15 protein-coding genes are annotated in these 17,992 nt (G+C 54.8%); 2 read left to right on the forward strand and 13 right to left on the reverse strand.

The window, feature by feature from the left end; translation table 11 throughout:
• Nucleotides 1-79 precede the first annotated feature (79 nt).
• Nucleotides 80-859 carry an envelope biogenesis factor ElyC gene (elyC, locus tag FU672_RS06655; protein WP_032658191.1) on the forward strand — a complete coding sequence of 260 codons (780 nt, stop codon included), beginning with the start codon at nucleotides 80-82 and terminating at the stop codon, nucleotides 857-859.
• Here the strand turns inward: elyC and FU672_RS06660 are convergent.
• The 13 genes from FU672_RS06660 to FU672_RS06720 form a co-directional block, all read right to left on the reverse strand.
• The gene (locus tag FU672_RS06660; protein WP_148242644.1) at nucleotides 836-1,729 is read right to left on the reverse strand and encodes a YcbJ family phosphotransferase; all 894 of its coding nucleotides are present in this window, start codon (nucleotides 1,727-1,729) and stop codon (nucleotides 836-838) included. The genes elyC and FU672_RS06660 overlap by 24 nt on opposite strands.
• A 142-nt stretch (nucleotides 1,730-1,871) precedes the next feature.
• Nucleotides 1,872-2,618: a 3-deoxy-manno-octulosonate cytidylyltransferase gene (kdsB, locus tag FU672_RS06665; protein WP_148242646.1), complete on the reverse strand. Its 747-nt coding sequence runs from the start codon at nucleotides 2,616-2,618 to the stop codon at nucleotides 1,872-1,874.
• On the reverse strand, nucleotides 2,615-2,797 hold the full coding sequence (gene ycaR / locus FU672_RS06670) for a protein YcaR (protein ID WP_006174474.1): 183 nt from the start codon (nucleotides 2,795-2,797) through the stop codon (nucleotides 2,615-2,617). The genes kdsB and ycaR overlap by 4 nt, the downstream gene beginning before the upstream one ends.
• A gap of 45 nt (nucleotides 2,798-2,842) precedes the next feature.
• Nucleotides 2,843-4,072 (reverse strand): winged helix-turn-helix domain-containing protein, encoded by a 1,230-nt coding sequence (locus FU672_RS06675; RefSeq protein WP_148242647.1) that lies wholly within the window; start codon nucleotides 4,070-4,072, stop codon nucleotides 2,843-2,845.
• A gap of 44 nt (nucleotides 4,073-4,116) precedes the next feature.
• Complete coding sequence (gene lpxK / locus FU672_RS06680; protein ID WP_148242648.1) at nucleotides 4,117-5,094, reverse strand: tetraacyldisaccharide 4'-kinase; 978 nt, start codon at nucleotides 5,092-5,094, stop codon at nucleotides 4,117-4,119.
• Nucleotides 5,091-6,842 (reverse strand): lipid A ABC transporter ATP-binding protein/permease MsbA, encoded by a 1,752-nt coding sequence (gene msbA / locus FU672_RS06685; RefSeq protein WP_148242649.1) that lies wholly within the window; start codon nucleotides 6,840-6,842, stop codon nucleotides 5,091-5,093. Before msbA ends, lpxK begins: the two co-directional genes overlap by 4 nt.
• 36 nt (nucleotides 6,843-6,878) lie before the next feature.
• Nucleotides 6,879-9,143 carry a ComEC family protein gene (locus FU672_RS06690; RefSeq protein WP_148242650.1) on the reverse strand — a complete coding sequence of 755 codons (2,265 nt, stop codon included), beginning with the start codon at nucleotides 9,141-9,143 and terminating at the stop codon, nucleotides 6,879-6,881.
• A 214-nt stretch (nucleotides 9,144-9,357) separates the two neighbouring features.
• On the reverse strand, nucleotides 9,358-9,645 hold the full coding sequence (ihfB, locus tag FU672_RS06695; RefSeq protein WP_008499965.1) for an integration host factor subunit beta: 288 nt from the start codon (nucleotides 9,643-9,645) through the stop codon (nucleotides 9,358-9,360).
• Between the two features lie 170 nt (nucleotides 9,646-9,815).
• Nucleotides 9,816-11,489, reverse strand: coding sequence for a 30S ribosomal protein S1 (gene rpsA / locus FU672_RS06700; RefSeq protein ID WP_014169387.1), 1,674 nt, complete (start codon nucleotides 11,487-11,489; stop codon nucleotides 9,816-9,818).
• A 111-nt stretch (nucleotides 11,490-11,600) separates the two neighbouring features.
• A complete protein-coding gene (gene cmk / locus FU672_RS06705; RefSeq protein ID WP_013097305.1) occupies nucleotides 11,601-12,284 on the reverse strand; it encodes a (d)CMP kinase in 684 nt (227 codons plus the stop codon).
• Nucleotides 12,285-12,469: 185 nt separating this feature from the next.
• Nucleotides 12,470-13,753, reverse strand: coding sequence for a 3-phosphoshikimate 1-carboxyvinyltransferase (aroA, locus tag FU672_RS06710; protein WP_148242652.1), 1,284 nt, complete (start codon nucleotides 13,751-13,753; stop codon nucleotides 12,470-12,472).
• Nucleotides 13,754-13,822: 69 nt separating this feature from the next.
• A complete protein-coding gene (gene serC, locus FU672_RS06715; RefSeq protein WP_148242654.1) occupies nucleotides 13,823-14,911 on the reverse strand; it encodes a 3-phosphoserine/phosphohydroxythreonine transaminase in 1,089 nt (362 codons plus the stop codon).
• Between the two features lie 162 nt (nucleotides 14,912-15,073).
• Nucleotides 15,074-15,766 carry a DUF421 domain-containing protein gene (locus FU672_RS06720; protein WP_148242655.1) on the reverse strand — a complete coding sequence of 231 codons (693 nt, stop codon included), beginning with the start codon at nucleotides 15,764-15,766 and terminating at the stop codon, nucleotides 15,074-15,076.
• Nucleotides 15,767-15,893: 127 nt separating this feature from the next.
• Here FU672_RS06720 and ycaO point away from each other — a divergent pair, with 127 nt between their 5' ends.
• Nucleotides 15,894-17,654 carry a 30S ribosomal protein S12 methylthiotransferase accessory factor YcaO gene (gene ycaO, locus FU672_RS06725; RefSeq protein ID WP_148242656.1) on the forward strand — a complete coding sequence of 587 codons (1,761 nt, stop codon included), beginning with the start codon at nucleotides 15,894-15,896 and terminating at the stop codon, nucleotides 17,652-17,654.
• Nucleotides 17,655-17,992 lie beyond the last annotated feature (338 nt).

A 17,992-nucleotide genomic window follows, 5' to 3' on the forward strand; every position in this document is an offset into this window, starting at 1 on the left:
CCCGCGCGGAGAATGAACCTCTCTGGTGTAATATCACGGGTAATCACCTGCTATATGGTCAAAAAAGGAACCAAAAAGGATGCTTTTTACCCTTAAGAAATACATTGGAGGGATGATGCTTCCCCTTCCGCTGCTGCTCATCATCATCGCGCTGGGGCTGGCGCTGGTATGGTTCAGTCGCTTTCAGAAGAGTGGCAAAACGCTTATCACGCTCGGCTGGTTTGTCTTGCTGCTGTTGAGCCTGCAACCGGTCGCGGATGGTCTGCTACGCCCCATCGAAAACAAGTATCCGACATGGCAGGGAAATCAGAAAGTGGCGTACATCGTAGTACTGGGCGGCGGATATACCTGGGATCCTGACTGGGCCCCCAGTTCAAACCTGATCAACAACAGCCTGCCACGGCTAAACGAAGGCATTCGCCTCTGGCTGGCGAATCCGGGATCAAAAATGATCTTCACCGGCGCGGCGGCCAAAACGAACCCGGTGAGTACGGCTGAAGCAGGCGCCAGGGTCGCGGAATCACTCGGCGTGCCGCGTTCCTCAATCATCACCCTGGACAGCCCAAAAGATACTGAAGAAGAGGCTGCCGCAGTGAAGCAGGCGATTGGCGATGTCCCGTTCTTGCTGGTGACCTCCGCCTCACACCTGCCGCGCGCGATGATTTTCTTTGAGAAGCAAGGCCTGCACCCGCTTCCCGCACCGGCAAACCAGATGGCTATCGACGCCCCGCTCAACCCGTGGGAACGGGCGATCCCGTCCCCGGCGTGGCTGATGCATAGCGATCGCGTCGGTTATGAGACGCTCGGACGCCTCTGGCAGTGGCTGAAAGGATCGTCAGGCGAGCCAGGGCAGGAGTGATTTTGTTGCCAGATCGAAATTTGCGCGATTAAAACGTCCGGTATTCACCAGCTGCGCGACTTCGTCCCAGAGCAGATAAAGCCAGCGCCGCCAGAGAAACGCTTCTGCAACGGGCGCGCGTTGAAGGTAGTGCCACAGTAAACCTTCCGCCGCCCCGCTGTCGCTGAGCCTGAACAGCTCATATTCGCGCGGAGCCCAGAGCATGATCCCCGGCCCGAGCATCGCCAGAAGCTGATCGCTGCGGGAGTCTTTGAGCATGCTGCGCAGGGTGAAATTACCGTGGATCAGCACGCAGTTGTCATTAAAACCCTCGAACAGCGCAGGTAAGCACTCGCGGGTGCGAAACAGAATACGTTTGTCCTGCATGGTTAAACCGGTATTGTTGAACTGGTTAAGCGTTCCCCACAGGACCTCAACCCGCTGGCGATACCACAGAGGCCACAGGTTTTCCTGGGTGCTGTCGACCGGACCGACAAGTCCGCGGCTATCCTGACGGTGCCAGGCCAGCAACGCCTCGACAATCTGGTCTTTTAACTGCTCCCAGCGTTCCGGTGTGCGCGCGGGCGCTTCAACGGGCACGCCGCGTAAACGCTCAATCAGCAGCACGTCCGGGCCGGGGTGTTCCTCGTGCGTCATCACGCCGTACACCGTCGGCATACGGACGGTCCCCTCCCGCGCCAGCATCGACATTTTCCATGCAAGCTGCCTGGCAACGCCCGGCGAGGTGAAACTTCTGGCCATCAGCGGCATTGGGTTACCCTGACTGTCATACAACGACCAAAGCGCGGTATCGGCCTTTTCACTCACGCATTCGACCCGGCTTAATTTCTCACCCAGCAGATGGCTAAGTTCGGCACGCAGCTGTTCCATATGAGATTACCCCCATTAAGACTACTGCTTTTATAATGAGCGTCCTGAAGGAAGATGTCACCCGGAAGAGATCAATTAGGGAAAAGAAAGGGGAATTAGCCAAGGAGAGGACATCCCCCCGACTGGAGGGATGCAGGCGGTATTAGCGCAACTCGGCGCGGACGCGCTCAAGATCTTCCGGCGTATCAACGCCCGTTCCAGGCACTTCGCTGGCAACGGCAACGTGAATTTTTTCGCCATACCAGAGCACGCGAAGCTGCTCCAGCATTTCGATATGCTCCAGCGGACTCGGCGCCCAGGTAACATACCGACGAATAAAGCCGGCGCGATAGCCGTAGATCCCGATATGGCGCAGGAAGGTATCACCAATGGTCTCTCTGGAGAGCGCAAAGCGATCGCGATCCCACGGAATCGTGGCGCGGGAGAAATAGAGCGCATAGCCTTCGGCATCCATGACCACCTTCACCGCATTCGGATTGAATGCCTCTTCAGCGTGGTGAATGGGCACCGCGAGCGTCGCCATACCAACCTGACGCTGAGCCAGGTTTTCTGCCACCTGACGGATAATCACCGCCGGGATCATCGGCTCGTCGCCCTGCACGTTAACGATGACCGTATCATCACTGAAACCACATTTCTCAACCACTTCCGCCAGACGCTCGGTGCCGGACTGGTGATCGGCGCGGGTCATGCATACCTCACCGCCTGCCGCCTCAACCGCACGGGCGACGTCAGGATGATCGGTTGCAACAATCACGCGATCGGCACCGGATTCACGCGCACGCTCAAGGACATGCACAATCATCGGCTTGCCGTTGATATCCACCAACGGCTTACCCGGCAGACGCGTTGAGGCATAACGCGCAGGAATAATGACAACAAAACTCATGGTTTGCTCTCTTCTGCCACCAGGGAACGAGCTTCATTTTCCAGCAGTACCGGAATGCCGTCACGCAGCGGGAAAGCCAGGCTGTCGAGCTTGCAAATCAGCTCCTGTTTGTCCTGGCTGTAGTAGAGTTTGCCGTTGCATACCGGGCAGGCAATAATTTCAAGTAAACGGTGATCCATAGTTCCTCCGTATGGGTAATCGCTAAAGCTTAACACATTCCCTTTTCAGGGAGTGCCTGTTTCCCAGCCACTTCGACAGGATGTAAACAGTCCGTCGGGTATCCGGCCCAACGTCACGTTCCGGGCACTTTGCCAGCGCGCGAATTCGCTAATGGCAAACGTTAACCCTTTTTCCAGGCTTGCCGTTACCCTGACGCCCTCTTCCAGATAAAGCGCAATGATTTCAAGCGTGCCGGTCTTGCGGTGCATTTTGGCGTCCATGCGCCCGACCAGTTGCCCCTTATGCAGCAGCGGGAGAACAAAGTAACCATACTGGCGCTTTGGGGCCGGGGTATAACATTCCAGCCGGTAGCTAAAATCGAACAGCTGCTCGGCGCGCTTTCTGTCCCAGATGACCGGGTCGAAAGGCGACAACACCGCACTGTGGGTTGCCTGAAGTTTCCCCTCCAGGGCCAGAGGCAGTAGCGGGAGGAGATCCGCATGCAGCCACATTTCGCCCAGCGTTTCCACCGTGACGGGGATGACGCGCTGTTCGCGTTGCCATATGTCCAGCAGCGGTTTCAGGGCGGGCTGGCGAAGGCGATAATAATCTGCCAGCCATTGCGTGCGGAAAATCCCCAGGCTGCGGGCGCTGTTCTCCAGCATGATGGCCTCGGCCGCCTCCCGGGTAAGCAGGTCACGCTCGTCGTCCCAGTGCGGCATCACGCGATGCGTCAGGTCGTAGACGCGCTGAAAATTACGCCGCTCAATCACCATGACTTTGCCAGAGGTGAACAGCCCTTCGAGATGACGTTTATGCGGCTTCCACTCCCACCAGCCGCTGGTGCCTTTGCGCGGGTGTTCAAAATCGGCGGAGCGTACGGGACCGTTTTCCTGGATATGCGCGATAAGCTGCTCAATTTCAGCCGCATGTTCCAGCATCCACGCCTGCCGGTATTTCCAGCCCATCTTTTCCGGGGCAAGCATACGGTGGCGAACCAGGGCAAAATCGCTGCGGGGCAGGAAGCAGGCTTCGTGCGCCCAGTACTCCATTAACTCCCCCTTGCTGAGCGCCTCATCCAGCCACTGCGAAGGATAATTTCCCAGGCGGCTAAACAGGACCAGGTAAGGGCTTCGCGCCACAATGTTAATGGTGTCGATTTGAAGTAGCGACATGCGCTGGACGGTAGAGAGAATATCGGCAGGCTGCGCGCGGCGGCGGGGCTTTTTGAGCAGCCCCTGCGCGGCAAGGTGTAAATGACGTGCGGCTGAAAGCGAGAGTTGCGGTAAAGACATGCGTTTTCCTGTCAGTCAAAGCGCCACCAGAACCGCGTAAGCGTTTATTTTACCAACGCAATCAGTTCCTTGAGCAAACGTTCCGGCTGCTCGCCGCTGAGTTCAGCGTCAACCGGCAGATACCACCAGTTTTCTTTCGCGAAGGCACGGCATTTCACCGCATCTTTTTCGGTCATGATCAGCGACTGCCCGGGGACGGTCAGGGCATCTACCTGCCCTTCCACCAGCGCCTGGTGGTCGGCCAGCGGAACGCGTTTTTCCAGCCGGGCACCACTCTGTTCCAGCGTCGCGAAGAAGCGCGGCGGATGACCAATACCCGCCATCGCCACCAGTGAAGGCAGCTCAGCAACCGCCCGGCGTTCCCCCGTCACCAGGTTGATCGCCAGACCCGGCTGCAGGTGCATCGGGATTTCTCCCGCGTTTGCCTCACCACCGTTCACAATCACCGCATCAACGGACTTAAGACGCGAAGCGCGTTCGCGCATGGGGCCGGCCGGCAGCCACCAGCCGTTACCGAAACGGCGAACGCCGTCGATGACCACAATTTCTTTATCACGCGCCAGGGCGTAGTGTTGCAGACCATCATCCGTAATGATGATTTGCACCGCGTGTTCGGCAAGCAGTGCCTGAACGGCGTCGCTGCGCACTGGAGAGACCGCAACCGGCGCGCCGGTACGCTGATATATCAGGACCGGTTCATCGCCCGCTTCGGCGGTTGTAGTTTCCGCCGTCAGCAGAAGAGGATACTGCGCCGCTTTACCGCCATAACCGCGCGATACTACCCCCGGGCGGATACCGCGTTTTTGCAATTGCTCCACCAGCCAGATCACCACCGGCGTTTTACCGTTGCCGCCCGCCGTAAGATTACCGACAACCACAACCGGAACCGGCGCGCGCCAGGCACGCTTCAGCCCCAGACGGTATAGCAGACGGATAGTGCCGCTCACCAGGCCATACAGCCAGGAGAGCGGCAAAAGCAGCAGCCACAGCGGGGATTCACCGGACCAGATGCGTGCAATCATTGTTGACCAAACTGCATCTTATGCAACTGGGCATAAACGCCGCGGTGTTCCAGTAGATCGGCATGGCTTCCGCGTTCAACAATGACGCCATCCTCAACCACGACGATTTCATCAGCCTGCTCGATAGTCGACAGACGGTGCGCAATCACCAGTGAGGTACGGTTCTTTTGCAGCTCATCCAGCGCGGACTGGATAGCGCGTTCAGATTCGGTATCCAGCGCGGACGTCGCTTCGTCCAGGATCAGAATTGGGCTATCGCGCAGCAGCGCACGCGCAATGGCGATACGCTGTCGCTGACCACCGGAGAGCAGTACCCCGTTCTCACCGATTATCGTATCCAGACCGTTATCCATCTTGTTGATAAAGTCCATTGCGTAGGCCATACGCGCGGCGTTCTCAATCTGCTCGCGGCTGTACTCATCCGTGCGTGCATACGCAATGTTGTTAGCCACAGTATCGTTGAACAGGTGCACGTTCTGGGAAACCAGCGCCACCTGGTTACGCAGCGACTGCAGGGTATACTCCCGCAGGTCATGACCGTCTAACAGGATCTCACCTTCGTTAATGTCGTAGAAACGGGTCATCAGGCTGGCAATAGTCGATTTACCCGAACCAGAACGGCCCACCAGCGCAACGGTTTTACCCGCCGGAATAGACAGGTTGATATTACGCAGGGCAGGCACTTCGCGGCCTGGATAGGTAAAGGTCACGTTGCGGAATTCAACGTCTCCGTTTGCACGCTCGATCACGCGCTTACCTTCATCTTTTTCCTGTTCGGAATCCAGAATGCTGAACAGCGTCTGACAGGCGGCCATCCCACGCTGGAACTGGGCGTTCACGTTGGTCAGTGATTTCAGCGGACGCATCAGGGCAATCATAGAGGAGAAGACCACGGTAATGGTACCCGCCGTCAGCGTCTCCATGACGCTCGGGAAGCTTGCGGCATACAGGACGAATGCCAGCGCCAGGGAGGCAATCAGCTGAATAATCGGGTCAGAGATGGAAGAGGCCGAAACCATTTTCATCCCCTGAAGACGCATTTTGTTGCTGACTTTATCAAAGCGTTTGGTTTCGACGTCCTGACCGCCAAAAATCAGAACTTCTTTATGCCCTTTCAGCATCTGTTCCGCGCTGGTCGTTACCTGCCCCATCGTGTTCTGCATAGTTTTACTGATATTGCGGAAGCGCTTTGAGACGACGCGGATGGCAACAGAAACTACCGGTGCCAGAACGATAAGGATGATCGACAGCTGCCAGCTGTAATAGAACATCATCGCGAACAGGCCGATGATTGACGCGCCTTCACGCACAACGGTAATGAGTGCGCTTGAGGACGAGGAGGCAACCTGCTCGGAGTCGTAGGTAATACGGGACAGCAGCGTCCCGGTAGACTGCTTGTCAAAGAACGAGACCGGCATGCCCATCATGTGACTGAACAGACGACGGCGCATGGTCATAACCACTTTCCCTGATACCCAGGAAATACAGTAGCTGGAGATATAGCTGGTGATGCCGCGTAAGATCATCAGTCCGATAACCACCAGAGGCATCCAAAGCAACACTGAGCGATCCGTTTTACCAAAACCGTCGTCCAGTAACGGTTTGAGAAGCGATAGCATAAAAGTATCGCTGGCTGCGTTGAGGATTAACGCTACTCCCGCCACGATCAGGCCTGTTTTAAAGGGCGCAATCATCGGCCAGAGTCGGCGGAAGGTTTGCCACGTGGAGAGATCTTTGTCGTTATGCATTCAAAAAACCAGCATTCGTTGAAATAGCCGCATATTCTACCCGTTATCGACGGGCGCGCCAAACCACTGATGATACCAAACGGGTAAAAATTGCTCTCGCAAGCGCCGGATTTGCCAGTGATGTTGCAAGAATGTCACCGATATTTGTCCAGAATGAGGGGTATCGTGCCAGATATACCCCTCTTTTCGATAACGTCGGACAATTTTTGCCGACGGGAATCGCCATGCGTTATACCGGGCCGCTGAATCCAGGGCGATCTGACCTTCTACCCGCTGTACCAGCGGCAATGAAGACGAGGTATTGCTGCCATGATGGGGCACCTGTATGAGCGTGGACGTCAGGTAACGCCAGTAATGGCTAAGCATAGCCTGTTCCGCTTGCGCTTCAATGTCCCCTGTTAGCAGAACACTCTGCTCACCGTCGTCCACCTTTACCACGCAGGAACGGTTGTTTCCCTGAGCCGGATAACTTTCAGGGGGCCAGTGGACGGTGAAGGTGAGTCCCTGCCATCGCCATCTCTGCCCGCGAAAACAGGGGCGATGTCCCGCCTGGCGCAAGGGGCTTCTTACCCACACTTCTGGCCACGCTTTTTGCAACGATGCGAGACCTCCCGCATGGTCGAGGTGTTCATGGCTGAGAATAACGCCTTCCGGGCGCAGGTTATGCCAGCGAAGCCACGGAATAATTAGCCGCTGCGCGCTATCCCCGCCCGGCCAGGCGAGCCCGGTATCATAGAGAATGGCTTTCCCCTGCCGTTCAATGACCATCGCCAGCCCCTGCCCTACATCCAGCATATGCAGCGTCCAGCTCTCGCTTTTTGCCGTTCGCCAGAGAGGGAATGTGAGTAAGACACTTCCAGCCAGGCAAACGGCAGGAAGAGTTTTCCAGGCACGAAAGCGCCAGACAATGATGATAAACCAGGGCAGTAACGTCATGTACTGCCAGCGTTGATCGACACTCTGCCAGCCATCAGGCAGACGCATGAGGAGCCAGAACAACCCTGCAAGTGACTTATCGGCTGCGAACCAGACAACGCTTTCCAGTGCCGCCAGCGGTAGGAGGTGAAGCAGCATGCCAAGCAGGATCAGCGGCACGGAGACAAACGTCACCAGAGGAACGGCAAAGAGATTCGCAACCAGGGAAGAGATGCTGAAGCCATGGAAAATCAGGACCTGAAACGGCATAAGCAGCATCAGCATGCCAACCTGCAGATAGAGCAGGTTCAGTAGCGGCCGTATACGTCGTGCCCGCTGCCAGTCAGGAAGAGGTAACCACTGAAACCAGAAAATCAGCGCGGCGACGGCAAATGCGGACAGGGCCAGACTCTGCGAAAGTACGGCTAAGGGATCGCTTATCAGGATCGCCGCGATACAGCAGACCCATACCTGCCAGGGAGACCATTGACGGGCAGCGATCCGCAACATTGCAAGCACAGCAAGCGCGATGACCGTTCGTAGCACAGGAGGTTGCAGACCGGTAAGCCAGGCGTAGAAAGCGGCAAAGCATAATCCGGCCAGGAGAGGCATTTGCCAGTGGACCCGGTGGCTGGGTAATAAAAACTGGAACCCACGTGCGAGTAACCAGACAATGGATGCCGCCAGCGCGATATGCAGACCCGAAATCGCCATCAAATGCAGCGTCCCGGTTTCACGCATCAGGTCTTTTATTTCCCTGGGCACATCCAGACGTTCCCCCATTCCCAGTCCGAGGATAACCGCCCCCCAGCGGTAAGCAGAAAGTCGGTTTTGCAGTGACATCAGATATTGCGCTCGCAGGCTGCAGCGCCCATCGACGAGTTCAGCACGAGTGAAACGCCCGCTCAGCGTTTGATGTCGGGCAAAAGCGCTGCGCTGAGAATCATATCCGCCGTCGTTCAGTTCGCCGTGGGCAGGCCTGAGCCTGAGCGTCATGCTCCAGCGCTGACCGGCACACATTTTCTGTGGCAAATAACTGCCATACAGCGTTACGCCGGTGGAGGCCCACCATCGCTTGCCATCAACGCTGAGAATGTTTCCCTGATGCAGCGTTGCGCCATCTGTGGCGGTGATCTCTACCTCAGCCTGCACAGCACCCGTGGTTAAATGTTGCATCGGCCAGACGCTCTCCTGCGCGGCAAGCATACCCCATACACAAAATAACAAGCCGATCCCGACGTACTTCAGTCGTACGTTTCGCCATGCGGCCAGCGCTATCCCGCCAATAATCATTATCCACACGGTATGACGTGATGGCAGTTCAGGTAACCAGAGTAACGGGGCTATCGCCAGAATGGCGCAGACTCCAAGCGCGGGAATTCCCATTGCTACCTCCCTGTTTCAGAGGGGCAGTATGTAAGCAGGCAGAGTGAGTTGTCAGGTGAGAAGAATGTGTTTTACAGCACGCGCTGTGCTGTTTTTATCGGTTTGCAGAAAATGAAACGAAAAATGCGGGGCATCTTCAGAATGAAAGCGACAGAGACAAAAAAAGCACCCGCAGGTGCTTTTTTTCGAACCCAGTTTAACCGGCTGGCTAAACTCAGTTGCCGTAAATATTGGCGCGATCGCGCAGTTCTTTACCCGGCTTAAAGTGTGGAACGTACTTACCTTCCAGCTCGACTTTATCGCCAGTTTTCGGGTTACGCCCGGTACGTGGAGCACGATAGTGCAGAGAAAAACTACCGAAACCGCGGATTTCAATGCGCTCGCCCTGGGCAAGAGTGGAGGCCATATGCTCCAGCATCTCTTTTACGGCATCTTCCACTGCCTTGGCAGGGATATGCGGTTGCTGACTGGCAAGTCTTTCAATCAATTCTGACTTGGTCATGATTCCTCCGGTTCCTTTCAAACCAATTAGCTGAACAGCTCATTAAACAAGGGCGGCCGTAGCCGCCCTTTGTTATTGATTACAGGACGAATCCTGCAATCTGTCAAGTTTGCTCCTCATCCTTCGCGCTGTAAATGCGTTACAGCGCAAATGATGCTGAGAACCTGATATTACTCGCCTTTAGCTGCTTTGAAAGCTTCAGCCATTGCGTTGTTAGAGAAGTTTGCATCTTCCTGTTTGTTAACAGTTGCGATTGCATCTTTCTCATCAGCTTCGTCTTTAGCACGAACAGACAGGCTGATTGCACGGTTCTTACGGTCAACACCGGTGAACTTAGCTTCAACGTCGTCGCCTACGTTCAGAACCAGAGTGGCATCTTCAACGCGGTCACGGGAAGCTTCAGAAGCGCGCAGGTAACCTTCAACGCCGTCAGCCAGTTCTACGGTTGCGCCTTTAGCGTCAACTGCAGTCACTTTACCGTTTACGATTGCGCCTTTCTTGTTCAGTGCAACCCAGTTGTTGAACGGATCTTCTGCGAGCTGTTTAACGCCCAGGGAGATACGCTCACGCTCTGCGTCAACCTGCAGAACAACTGCTGCGATTTCGTCGCCTTTTTTGTATTCACGAACTGCTTCTTCGCCTGCAACGTTCCAGGAGATGTCAGACAGGTGAACCAGGCCATCGATGCCGCCGTCCAGGCCGATGAAGATACCGAAGTCAGTGATAGACTTGATTTTACCTTCAACACGGTCGCCCTTGTTGTGGGTTTCCGCGAACTGCTGCCATGGGTTGTTTTTGCACTGTTTCAGGCCCAGGGAGATACGACGACGTTCTTCGTCGATATCCAGAACCATCACTTCCACTACATCACCAACGTTAACAACTTTGGATGGGTGGATGTTTTTGTTGGTCCAGTCCATTTCGGAAACGTGCACCAGACCTTCAACGCCTTCTTCGATTTCAACGAAGCAGCCGTAGTCAGTCAGGTTGGTTACGCGACCAGTCAGTTTAGTACCTTCTGGGTAACGCTTAGCGATAGCTACCCATGGATCTTCGCCCAGCTGTTTCAGGCCGAGGGATACACGAGTACGCTCGCGGTCGAACTTCAGCACTTTAACAGTGATTTCGTCGCCCACGTTCACGATTTCGCTTGGGTGCTTAACGCGTTTCCACGCCATGTCGGTGATGTGCAGCAGGCCATCAACGCCGCCCAGGTCAACGAATGCGCCGTAGTCAGTGAGGTTCTTAACGATACCTTTGACTTCCATGCCTTCCTGCAGGTTTTCCAGCAGCTGATCGCGTTCTGCGCTGTTTTCGGATTCGATAACGGCACGACGGGATACAACAACGTTGTTACGCTTCTGGTCCAGCTTGATTACTTTGAACTCAAGCTCTTTGCCTTCCAGGTGCAGAGTGTCACGAACTGGACGAACGTCTACCAGAGAACCTGGCAGGAACGCACGAATACCATTCAGCTCAACAGTGAAGCCACCTTTAACTTTGCCGTTGATAACACCGACCACAGTTTCAGCTTCTTCGTAAGCTTTTTCCAGCGTGATCCATGCTTCGTGACGTTTAGCTTTCTCACGAGAAAGCAGGGTTTCACCGAAGCCGTCTTCTACTGCGTCCAGAGCAACGTCAACTTCGTCACCTACCTGGATTTCCAGCTCGCCCTGGGCGTTTTTGAACTGCTCTGCCGGAATGGCGGACTCAGATTTCAGACCGGCGTCAACCAGTACTACGTCTTTGTCGATAGCAACAACAACACCGCGAACGATGGAACCCGGGCGGGTTTCGATTGTTTTTAAGGATTCTTCAAACAGTTGAGCAAAAGATTCAGTCATGTTTAATCTTCAGGTTAATATTAACGTCCACCTGGCTCCGTGCCGGATGGGGTTGTTTCACATACCCGCCGTCAATCCATTGCAGCGGGGGTACTACTAAATCGGTCGCGATTACGCGAGTGCCAGTTTTTGGCGCGCATATTGTAGCGCTTTTTCAATCACTTGCTCAATAGTTAAACTGGTTGAATCCAGAACTAATGCATCTTCTGCAGGAACAAGTGGGGCGACGGCGCGGTTACGATCGCGGTCATCGCGCTCTTTTATCTCGGATAAAAGGCGATCAAAGTTAACACTAAACCCCTTTTCCTGCAACTGAAGCATGCGGCGTTGAGCACGTTCTTCCGAAGAGGCGTCAAGGAAAATTTTCACAGGTGCATCAGGGAAGACCACGGTTCCCATATCGCGTCCGTCAGCGATCAGACCCGGAGCTTCACGGAACGCGCGCTGACGACGCAACAGCGCCTCACGAACGCGCGGGAAGGCCGCAACCTGGGAGGCCGCATTCGCCACTTCCTGAGTACGGATTTCGCCGCTCACGTCTTCCCCTTCAAGGATGACTTCCAGGTTGCCATCAGTCGACACGAAACGCACATCCAGATGCGCAGCCAGCGGAACCAGCGCCTCTTCAGACGCGACATCCACGTGGTGATGCAGCGCGGCCAGCGCCAGCACGCGATAGATTGCTCCCGAATCTAAAAGATGCCATTGCAATGCTTCCGCCATCGCTTTGCACAGAGTACCTTTCCCTGCGCCACTCGGCCCATCAATGGTGATTACCGGGGCAACTGCCGTCATCTTTTTCTCCTTAAATAAGGCATACCGTTTACATGAACGCCGCGCATTATACGCGCCAACGTGCGCAACTGTTACCTTTGCGTGCAAATTACGGAATGATTGAAGCAGAGTGTAGAAGAAATGAGCGGAGGTGTTCGTAATGAAGCGTAAGCAAATGCCGCATCGGGCGATGCGGCAAGGCGTTATCAGGCCAGCGTGCTAATGCGTGCCAGCTGTTCGAAGTAGTCCGGGAAGGTTTTCGCGGTACATTTCGGATCAAGAATAGTGACAGGCGTGTCTGACAGCGCCACCAGCGAGAAGCACATCGCCATACGGTGATCGTTGTAGGTGCCGATTTCCGCAAACTGCAGTTTTGCCGGAGGGGTCACGCGAATGTAGTCTTCGCCCTCTTCCACCTCGGCACCGACTTTACGCAGCTCTGTCGCCATCGCGAACAGGCGGTCCGTCTCTTTTACGCGCCAGTTGTAGATGTTACGCAGCGTGGTGGTGCCTTTGGCAAACAGCGCCGCCGTGGCAATGGTCATCGCCGCATCCGGGATATGGTTCATATCCATGTCGATGGCGTTCAGCTCGCCGTGGGTACAGGAGATGAAATCATCGCCCCAGGTGACATTGGCGCCCATTTTTTCCAGCACGTCCGCAAAACGGATGTCGCCCTGCACGCTGTTACGGCCAATACCGGTCACTTTTACCGTGCCGCCTTTAATCGCCCCCGCGGCCAGGAAGTAGGACGCGGATGACGCATCCCCTTCAACCAGGTAGTTACCCGGAGACTGGTACTGCTGCGCCCCGCGCACCACGAAGCGCTGATAAGCCTGGTTTTCCACCTCAACACCAAAGGTTTTCATCAGGTGCAGCGTGATATCAATGTACGGTTTGGAGACCAGTTCACCTTTAATCGTGATAACCGTATCCTGCGGTGCCAGCGGCGCGGTCATCAGCAGTGCCGTCAGGAACTGGCTGGAGACGCTGCCGTCAACCTCGACGTGACCGCCGGTAAAACCGCCGCGCAGACGCAGTGGCGGATAATTTTCCTGCTCCAGATACTCAACCTGCGCGCCACCCTGACGCAGGGCATCCACCAGGTGACCAATCGGACGCTCTTTCATGCGCGGCTCGCCGGTCAGCACAATGTTGTTGCTTCCCAGGCACAGGGCCGCCGCCAGCGGGCGCATCGCGGTTCCCGCGTTGCCCAGAAACAGCTCAAGCTCTTCGCCCGAGCGCAGCGCGCCGCCATTGCCGGTCACTTCGCAGCGGGTACGATCGTCGGAGAGAGTGTAATGAACGCCCAACGCTTTCAGCGCATTGAGCATATGGCGCACGTCATCGCTGTCCAGCAGGTTTGTAAGGACGGTGGTGCCGTTTGCCAGAGCTGCCAGCAGCAGAGCGCGGTTCGAGACACTTTTTGAACCAGGCAGATTAATGGTGCCATCTACCCGCGCGATAGGTTGTAACGTCAGGGATTCCATGAAAACTAAACTCTCAACTCAACATAATAAAAACCCCGCAGGGACGCCGCGGGGGTGAAAAACAGCAAATTAACCGTGACGACGTTCGAAGTCGATCATGAAATCCGTCAGGGCTTTAACGCCTTCCAGCGGCATCGCGTTATAGATGGAGGCACGCATGCCGCCAACGACACGGTGACCTTTGAGCGCATGCAGGCCTGCCGCGAAGGACTCTTCCAGGAACACTTTGTCCAGGTTGCTGTCCGCCAGCTGGAACGGTACGTTCATGCGGGAACGGTTAGCGTTCGCCACATCGTTGCGGTAGAAATCACTCTTGTCGATCACGCCATACAGCAGTTCGGCTTTCTGCTGATTCACCTTGTCCATCTGCGCCACGCCGCCGTTTTGCTTCAGCCATTTGAAGACCAGGCCGGAGAGATACCAGGCAAACGTTGGTGGAGTGTTGAACATAGAATCGTTATCGTTCAGCACGGTGTAATCGAGAATCGACGGGCAGGATTTATGCGCTTTACCCAGCAGGTCTTCACGCACAACGACGATAGTCAAACCGGCCGGACCGATATTTTTCTGCGCGCCCGCATAGATAACGCCGTAGCGGCTGACATCAATTGGCGCAGACAGAATGGTGGAGGAGAAGTCGGCGGCAACCACGACATCGCTGCCGAAGTTTGGCGTCTCGTCGATGGCAATCCCGTCAATGGTTTCGTTCGGGCAGTAGTGCAGATACGCTGCGTTATCAGAAAGCTGCCACTCGCTCATTGGCTTCACGGCGCGCAGACCGTCAACGGTCACTTTGGCGTCGATAACATTCGGCGTGCAGTATTTATGCGCTTCTTTAATGGCACTTGCCGCCCAGTAACCCGCGTCAACGTAGTCAGCCGTCGTTTTGTCACCGAGGATATTCAGCGGAATACCTGCAAACTGGCCGCGTCCACCGCCGTGACAGAACAATACTTTGTAGTTCGAGGGAATATTCAGCAGATCGCGAAAATCCTTTTCTGCCTCTTCCGCCACCTGAATAAACTCTTTACCCCGGTGGCTGATTTCCATCACCGACGTACCGAGACCGTTCCAGTCACAAAGTTCCTGTTGAGCCTGTTTAAGCACGTCTGCCGGTAACATCGCCGGACCTGAACTGAAATTAAAGACTTGAGCCATTTCCCCTCACCACGCTAAAAGCCATAAGTTATAACTGTGGATATCGGTTTTATCATTCAGTGACACGCGCCGCAATGTCTAAAACTTATGACCCTTAAAATGTGCCCCGCGTCACACAAAACAATCTGCCGTCGCGCTAAGACAAAACCGACAAAATGGCTGTCAGGTGACACGTTTGGCCCGGCTAACCTTCGTCCATTCCGGATTTGCACAGCGAGGGCATAATTGACGATCCCCCGGCTGCATCGCAACAACATGGCTACATCTTACGCAAGCATACTCGCCTGATTCAGGTACCGTTCTGAACCGCTCGATCAGCATATCCGGCAGGATACACAGTCCCGGCTTCACCTCGTCGTCAGAATAGTAGTAGACGCTGATCTGCCCGTTGGTTTCCATGATCGCCAGCCGCACCTGCCCAAGCTGTTCAACGCTATTCAGGCGTAGCTCCATAAAGAACTCAAACTCGGTCATATTGGCGCTTTGTACATTTTCCCAGGCCAGCTGTCCGTCCTCAACGATAACGACCGGCTTCCCTTCAAGCAGATCTTCCAGCTTTTCGCTTTTCGACATCAGCCACATGACAAGACGGTAAAGTAGCGCCAGTGAGACAAAAACGATAAACACCGGCACCATCGGCACATCATCATAAAAGGCGACGTCTCCCGCCGCTGACCCTAGCGTCAGGATGATCAACACCTCAAAGAGCGACATCTGCCGTACGCCACGACGGCCAGTGATTTTAAGAAACAGAAAGACGAGCACGAAGGTATACAGGCTGCGCAGCGCCACTTCGCCCAGAAATTCAGGAGGAACTTTATCAAACGCCATCCGCTGGAGATCAAATGCTTTCATTTTTCTATGCCTTAACAGTCAGTTACTGCCACTAAGCATAGCCCAGCCATTTATTTTCGCCGAAGATAGCACCCGTCACGCAAAACCCGTATCATTGCGCGCTTTACGTACGATAAAAGTGAACGCCATGACTCAAACGTTTATCCCCGGCAAAGATGCCGCTCTGGAAGATTCCATCGCTCGCTTCCAGCAGAAACTGACCGACCTGGGTTTTAACATCGAAGAAGCCTCCTGGCTCAATCCGGTGCCTCATGTCTGGTCCGTGCATATTCGCGATAAAGACTGTGCCCTGTGCTTTACCAACGGTAAAGGCGCGACAAAAAAAGCGGCACTGGCCTCTGCGCTGGGTGAGTATTTTGAGCGTCTGTCCACTAACTATTTCTTCGCTGACTTCTGGCTGGGTGAAACCATCGCTAACGGCCCGTTCGTTCACTATCCAAATGAAAAATGGTTCCCGCTGACCGAAGATGACGAACTGCCGGAAGGTATTCTCGACGCGCGTCTGCGTACCTTCTACGATCCAGACAGCGAACTGACTGCCAGCATGCTGATCGATCTGCAGTCCGGTAACGACGATCGCGGTATTTGCGCCCTGCCGTTTACCCGTCAGTCTGATGAGCAGACCGTTTATATTCCGATGAACATCGTCGGCAACCTGTATGTGTCCAACGGTATGTCCGCGGGTAACACCCGTAATGAAGCGCGCGTGCAAGGTCTGTCTGAGGTCTTCGAACGTCACATCAAAAACCGCATCATCGCTGAATCCATCAGCCTGCCTGAAATTCCGGCCGACGTGCTGGCGCGCTACCCGGGCGTAGTGGAGTCCATCGCTAAGCTCGAAGCAGAAGGTTTTCCAATCTTTGCCTATGACGGCTCGCTGGGCGGTAAGTACCCGGTTATCTGCGTTGTGCTGTTTAACCCAACGAACGGTACCTGTTTCGCCTCCTTCGGCGCGCATCCTGACTTCGGCGTGGCGCTGGAGCGTACCGTTACCGAGTTGCTTCAGGGCCGCAGCCTGAAAGATCTCGACGTGTTCACCCCGCCAACGTTTGACGACGAAGAAGTGGCCGAGCATACCAACCTCGAAACCCACTTCATCGACTCCAGCGGTTTAATTTCCTGGGATATGTTTAAGCAGGACGCGGACTATCCGTTCGTGGACTGGAGCTTTGCCGGTACCACGGAAGAAGAGTTCGCCACGCTGATGGCGATCTTCAACGCGGAAGATCAGGAAGTTTACATTGCCGACTACGAACATCTTGGCGTCTACGCGTGCCGCATTATTGTTCCGGGCATGTCCGACATCTACCCTGCTGAAGATCTGTGGATGGCGAATAACAGCATGGGCGCGCACCTGCGCGAAACGCTGCTGGCTCTGCCGGGCAGCGAATGGGAGAAAGAAGATTATCTGAACCTGATCGCCCAACTGGACGAAGAAGGCCACGATGACTTCACCCGCGTACGCGAACTGCTGGGTCTGGCGACCGGTAAAGACAACGGCTGGTATACCTTGCGTATCGGTGAGCTGAAAGCGATGCTGGCCCTGGCGGGTGGCGATTTGGATCAAGCCCTGGCCTGGACCGAATGGACCATGGAATTCAACCAGTCGGTCTTCTCTGCCGAGCGCACCAATTATTACCGCTGCCTGCAAACCCTGTTGCTGCTGGCACAGGAAGACGATCGCGAGCCGCTGCAATACCTGAATGCTTTCGTGCGCATGTACGGTGCTGAGGCCGTAGAAGCAGCCAGCGCAGCCCTGAGTGGCGAAGCGCCATTCTATGGCCTGCAGGCTGTTGATAGCGATCTGAAAGCCTTCCCGGCGCATCAGTCGCTGTTGAAGGCCTATGAAAAGCTGCAGAAAGCAAAAGCCGCTTACTGGTCAAAATAAGCGCACATAACATTAGCAGCAGTAGGCGTATTCAATCGTCTGGGCTATATTACGGGGCAATTTCATTGCCCCGTTTTTTATTTTCTTCGGCAATGACTGTTGATTGTAATAATAAAGTTAAACATGGGTAAATATAATAATATTTACCTGGGCTTTACTGTTACTTTTTATGGTAAATACTCCATATTAATTAACTGTTTCAGGGGTGGCTGAACGAAAAAATTCAACTCTTTTCATAACTTTTAAAATTTATTTTTATACGGATAATCAAATACTTACTCCGCATTTGTTGTAAAACCATACACATTGCGGGCCTATAAGCCAGGCGAGATATGATC

Source organism: Enterobacter asburiae (assembly GCF_008080435.1).
Classification (GTDB): domain Bacteria; phylum Pseudomonadota; class Gammaproteobacteria; order Enterobacterales; family Enterobacteriaceae; genus Enterobacter; species Enterobacter asburiae_C.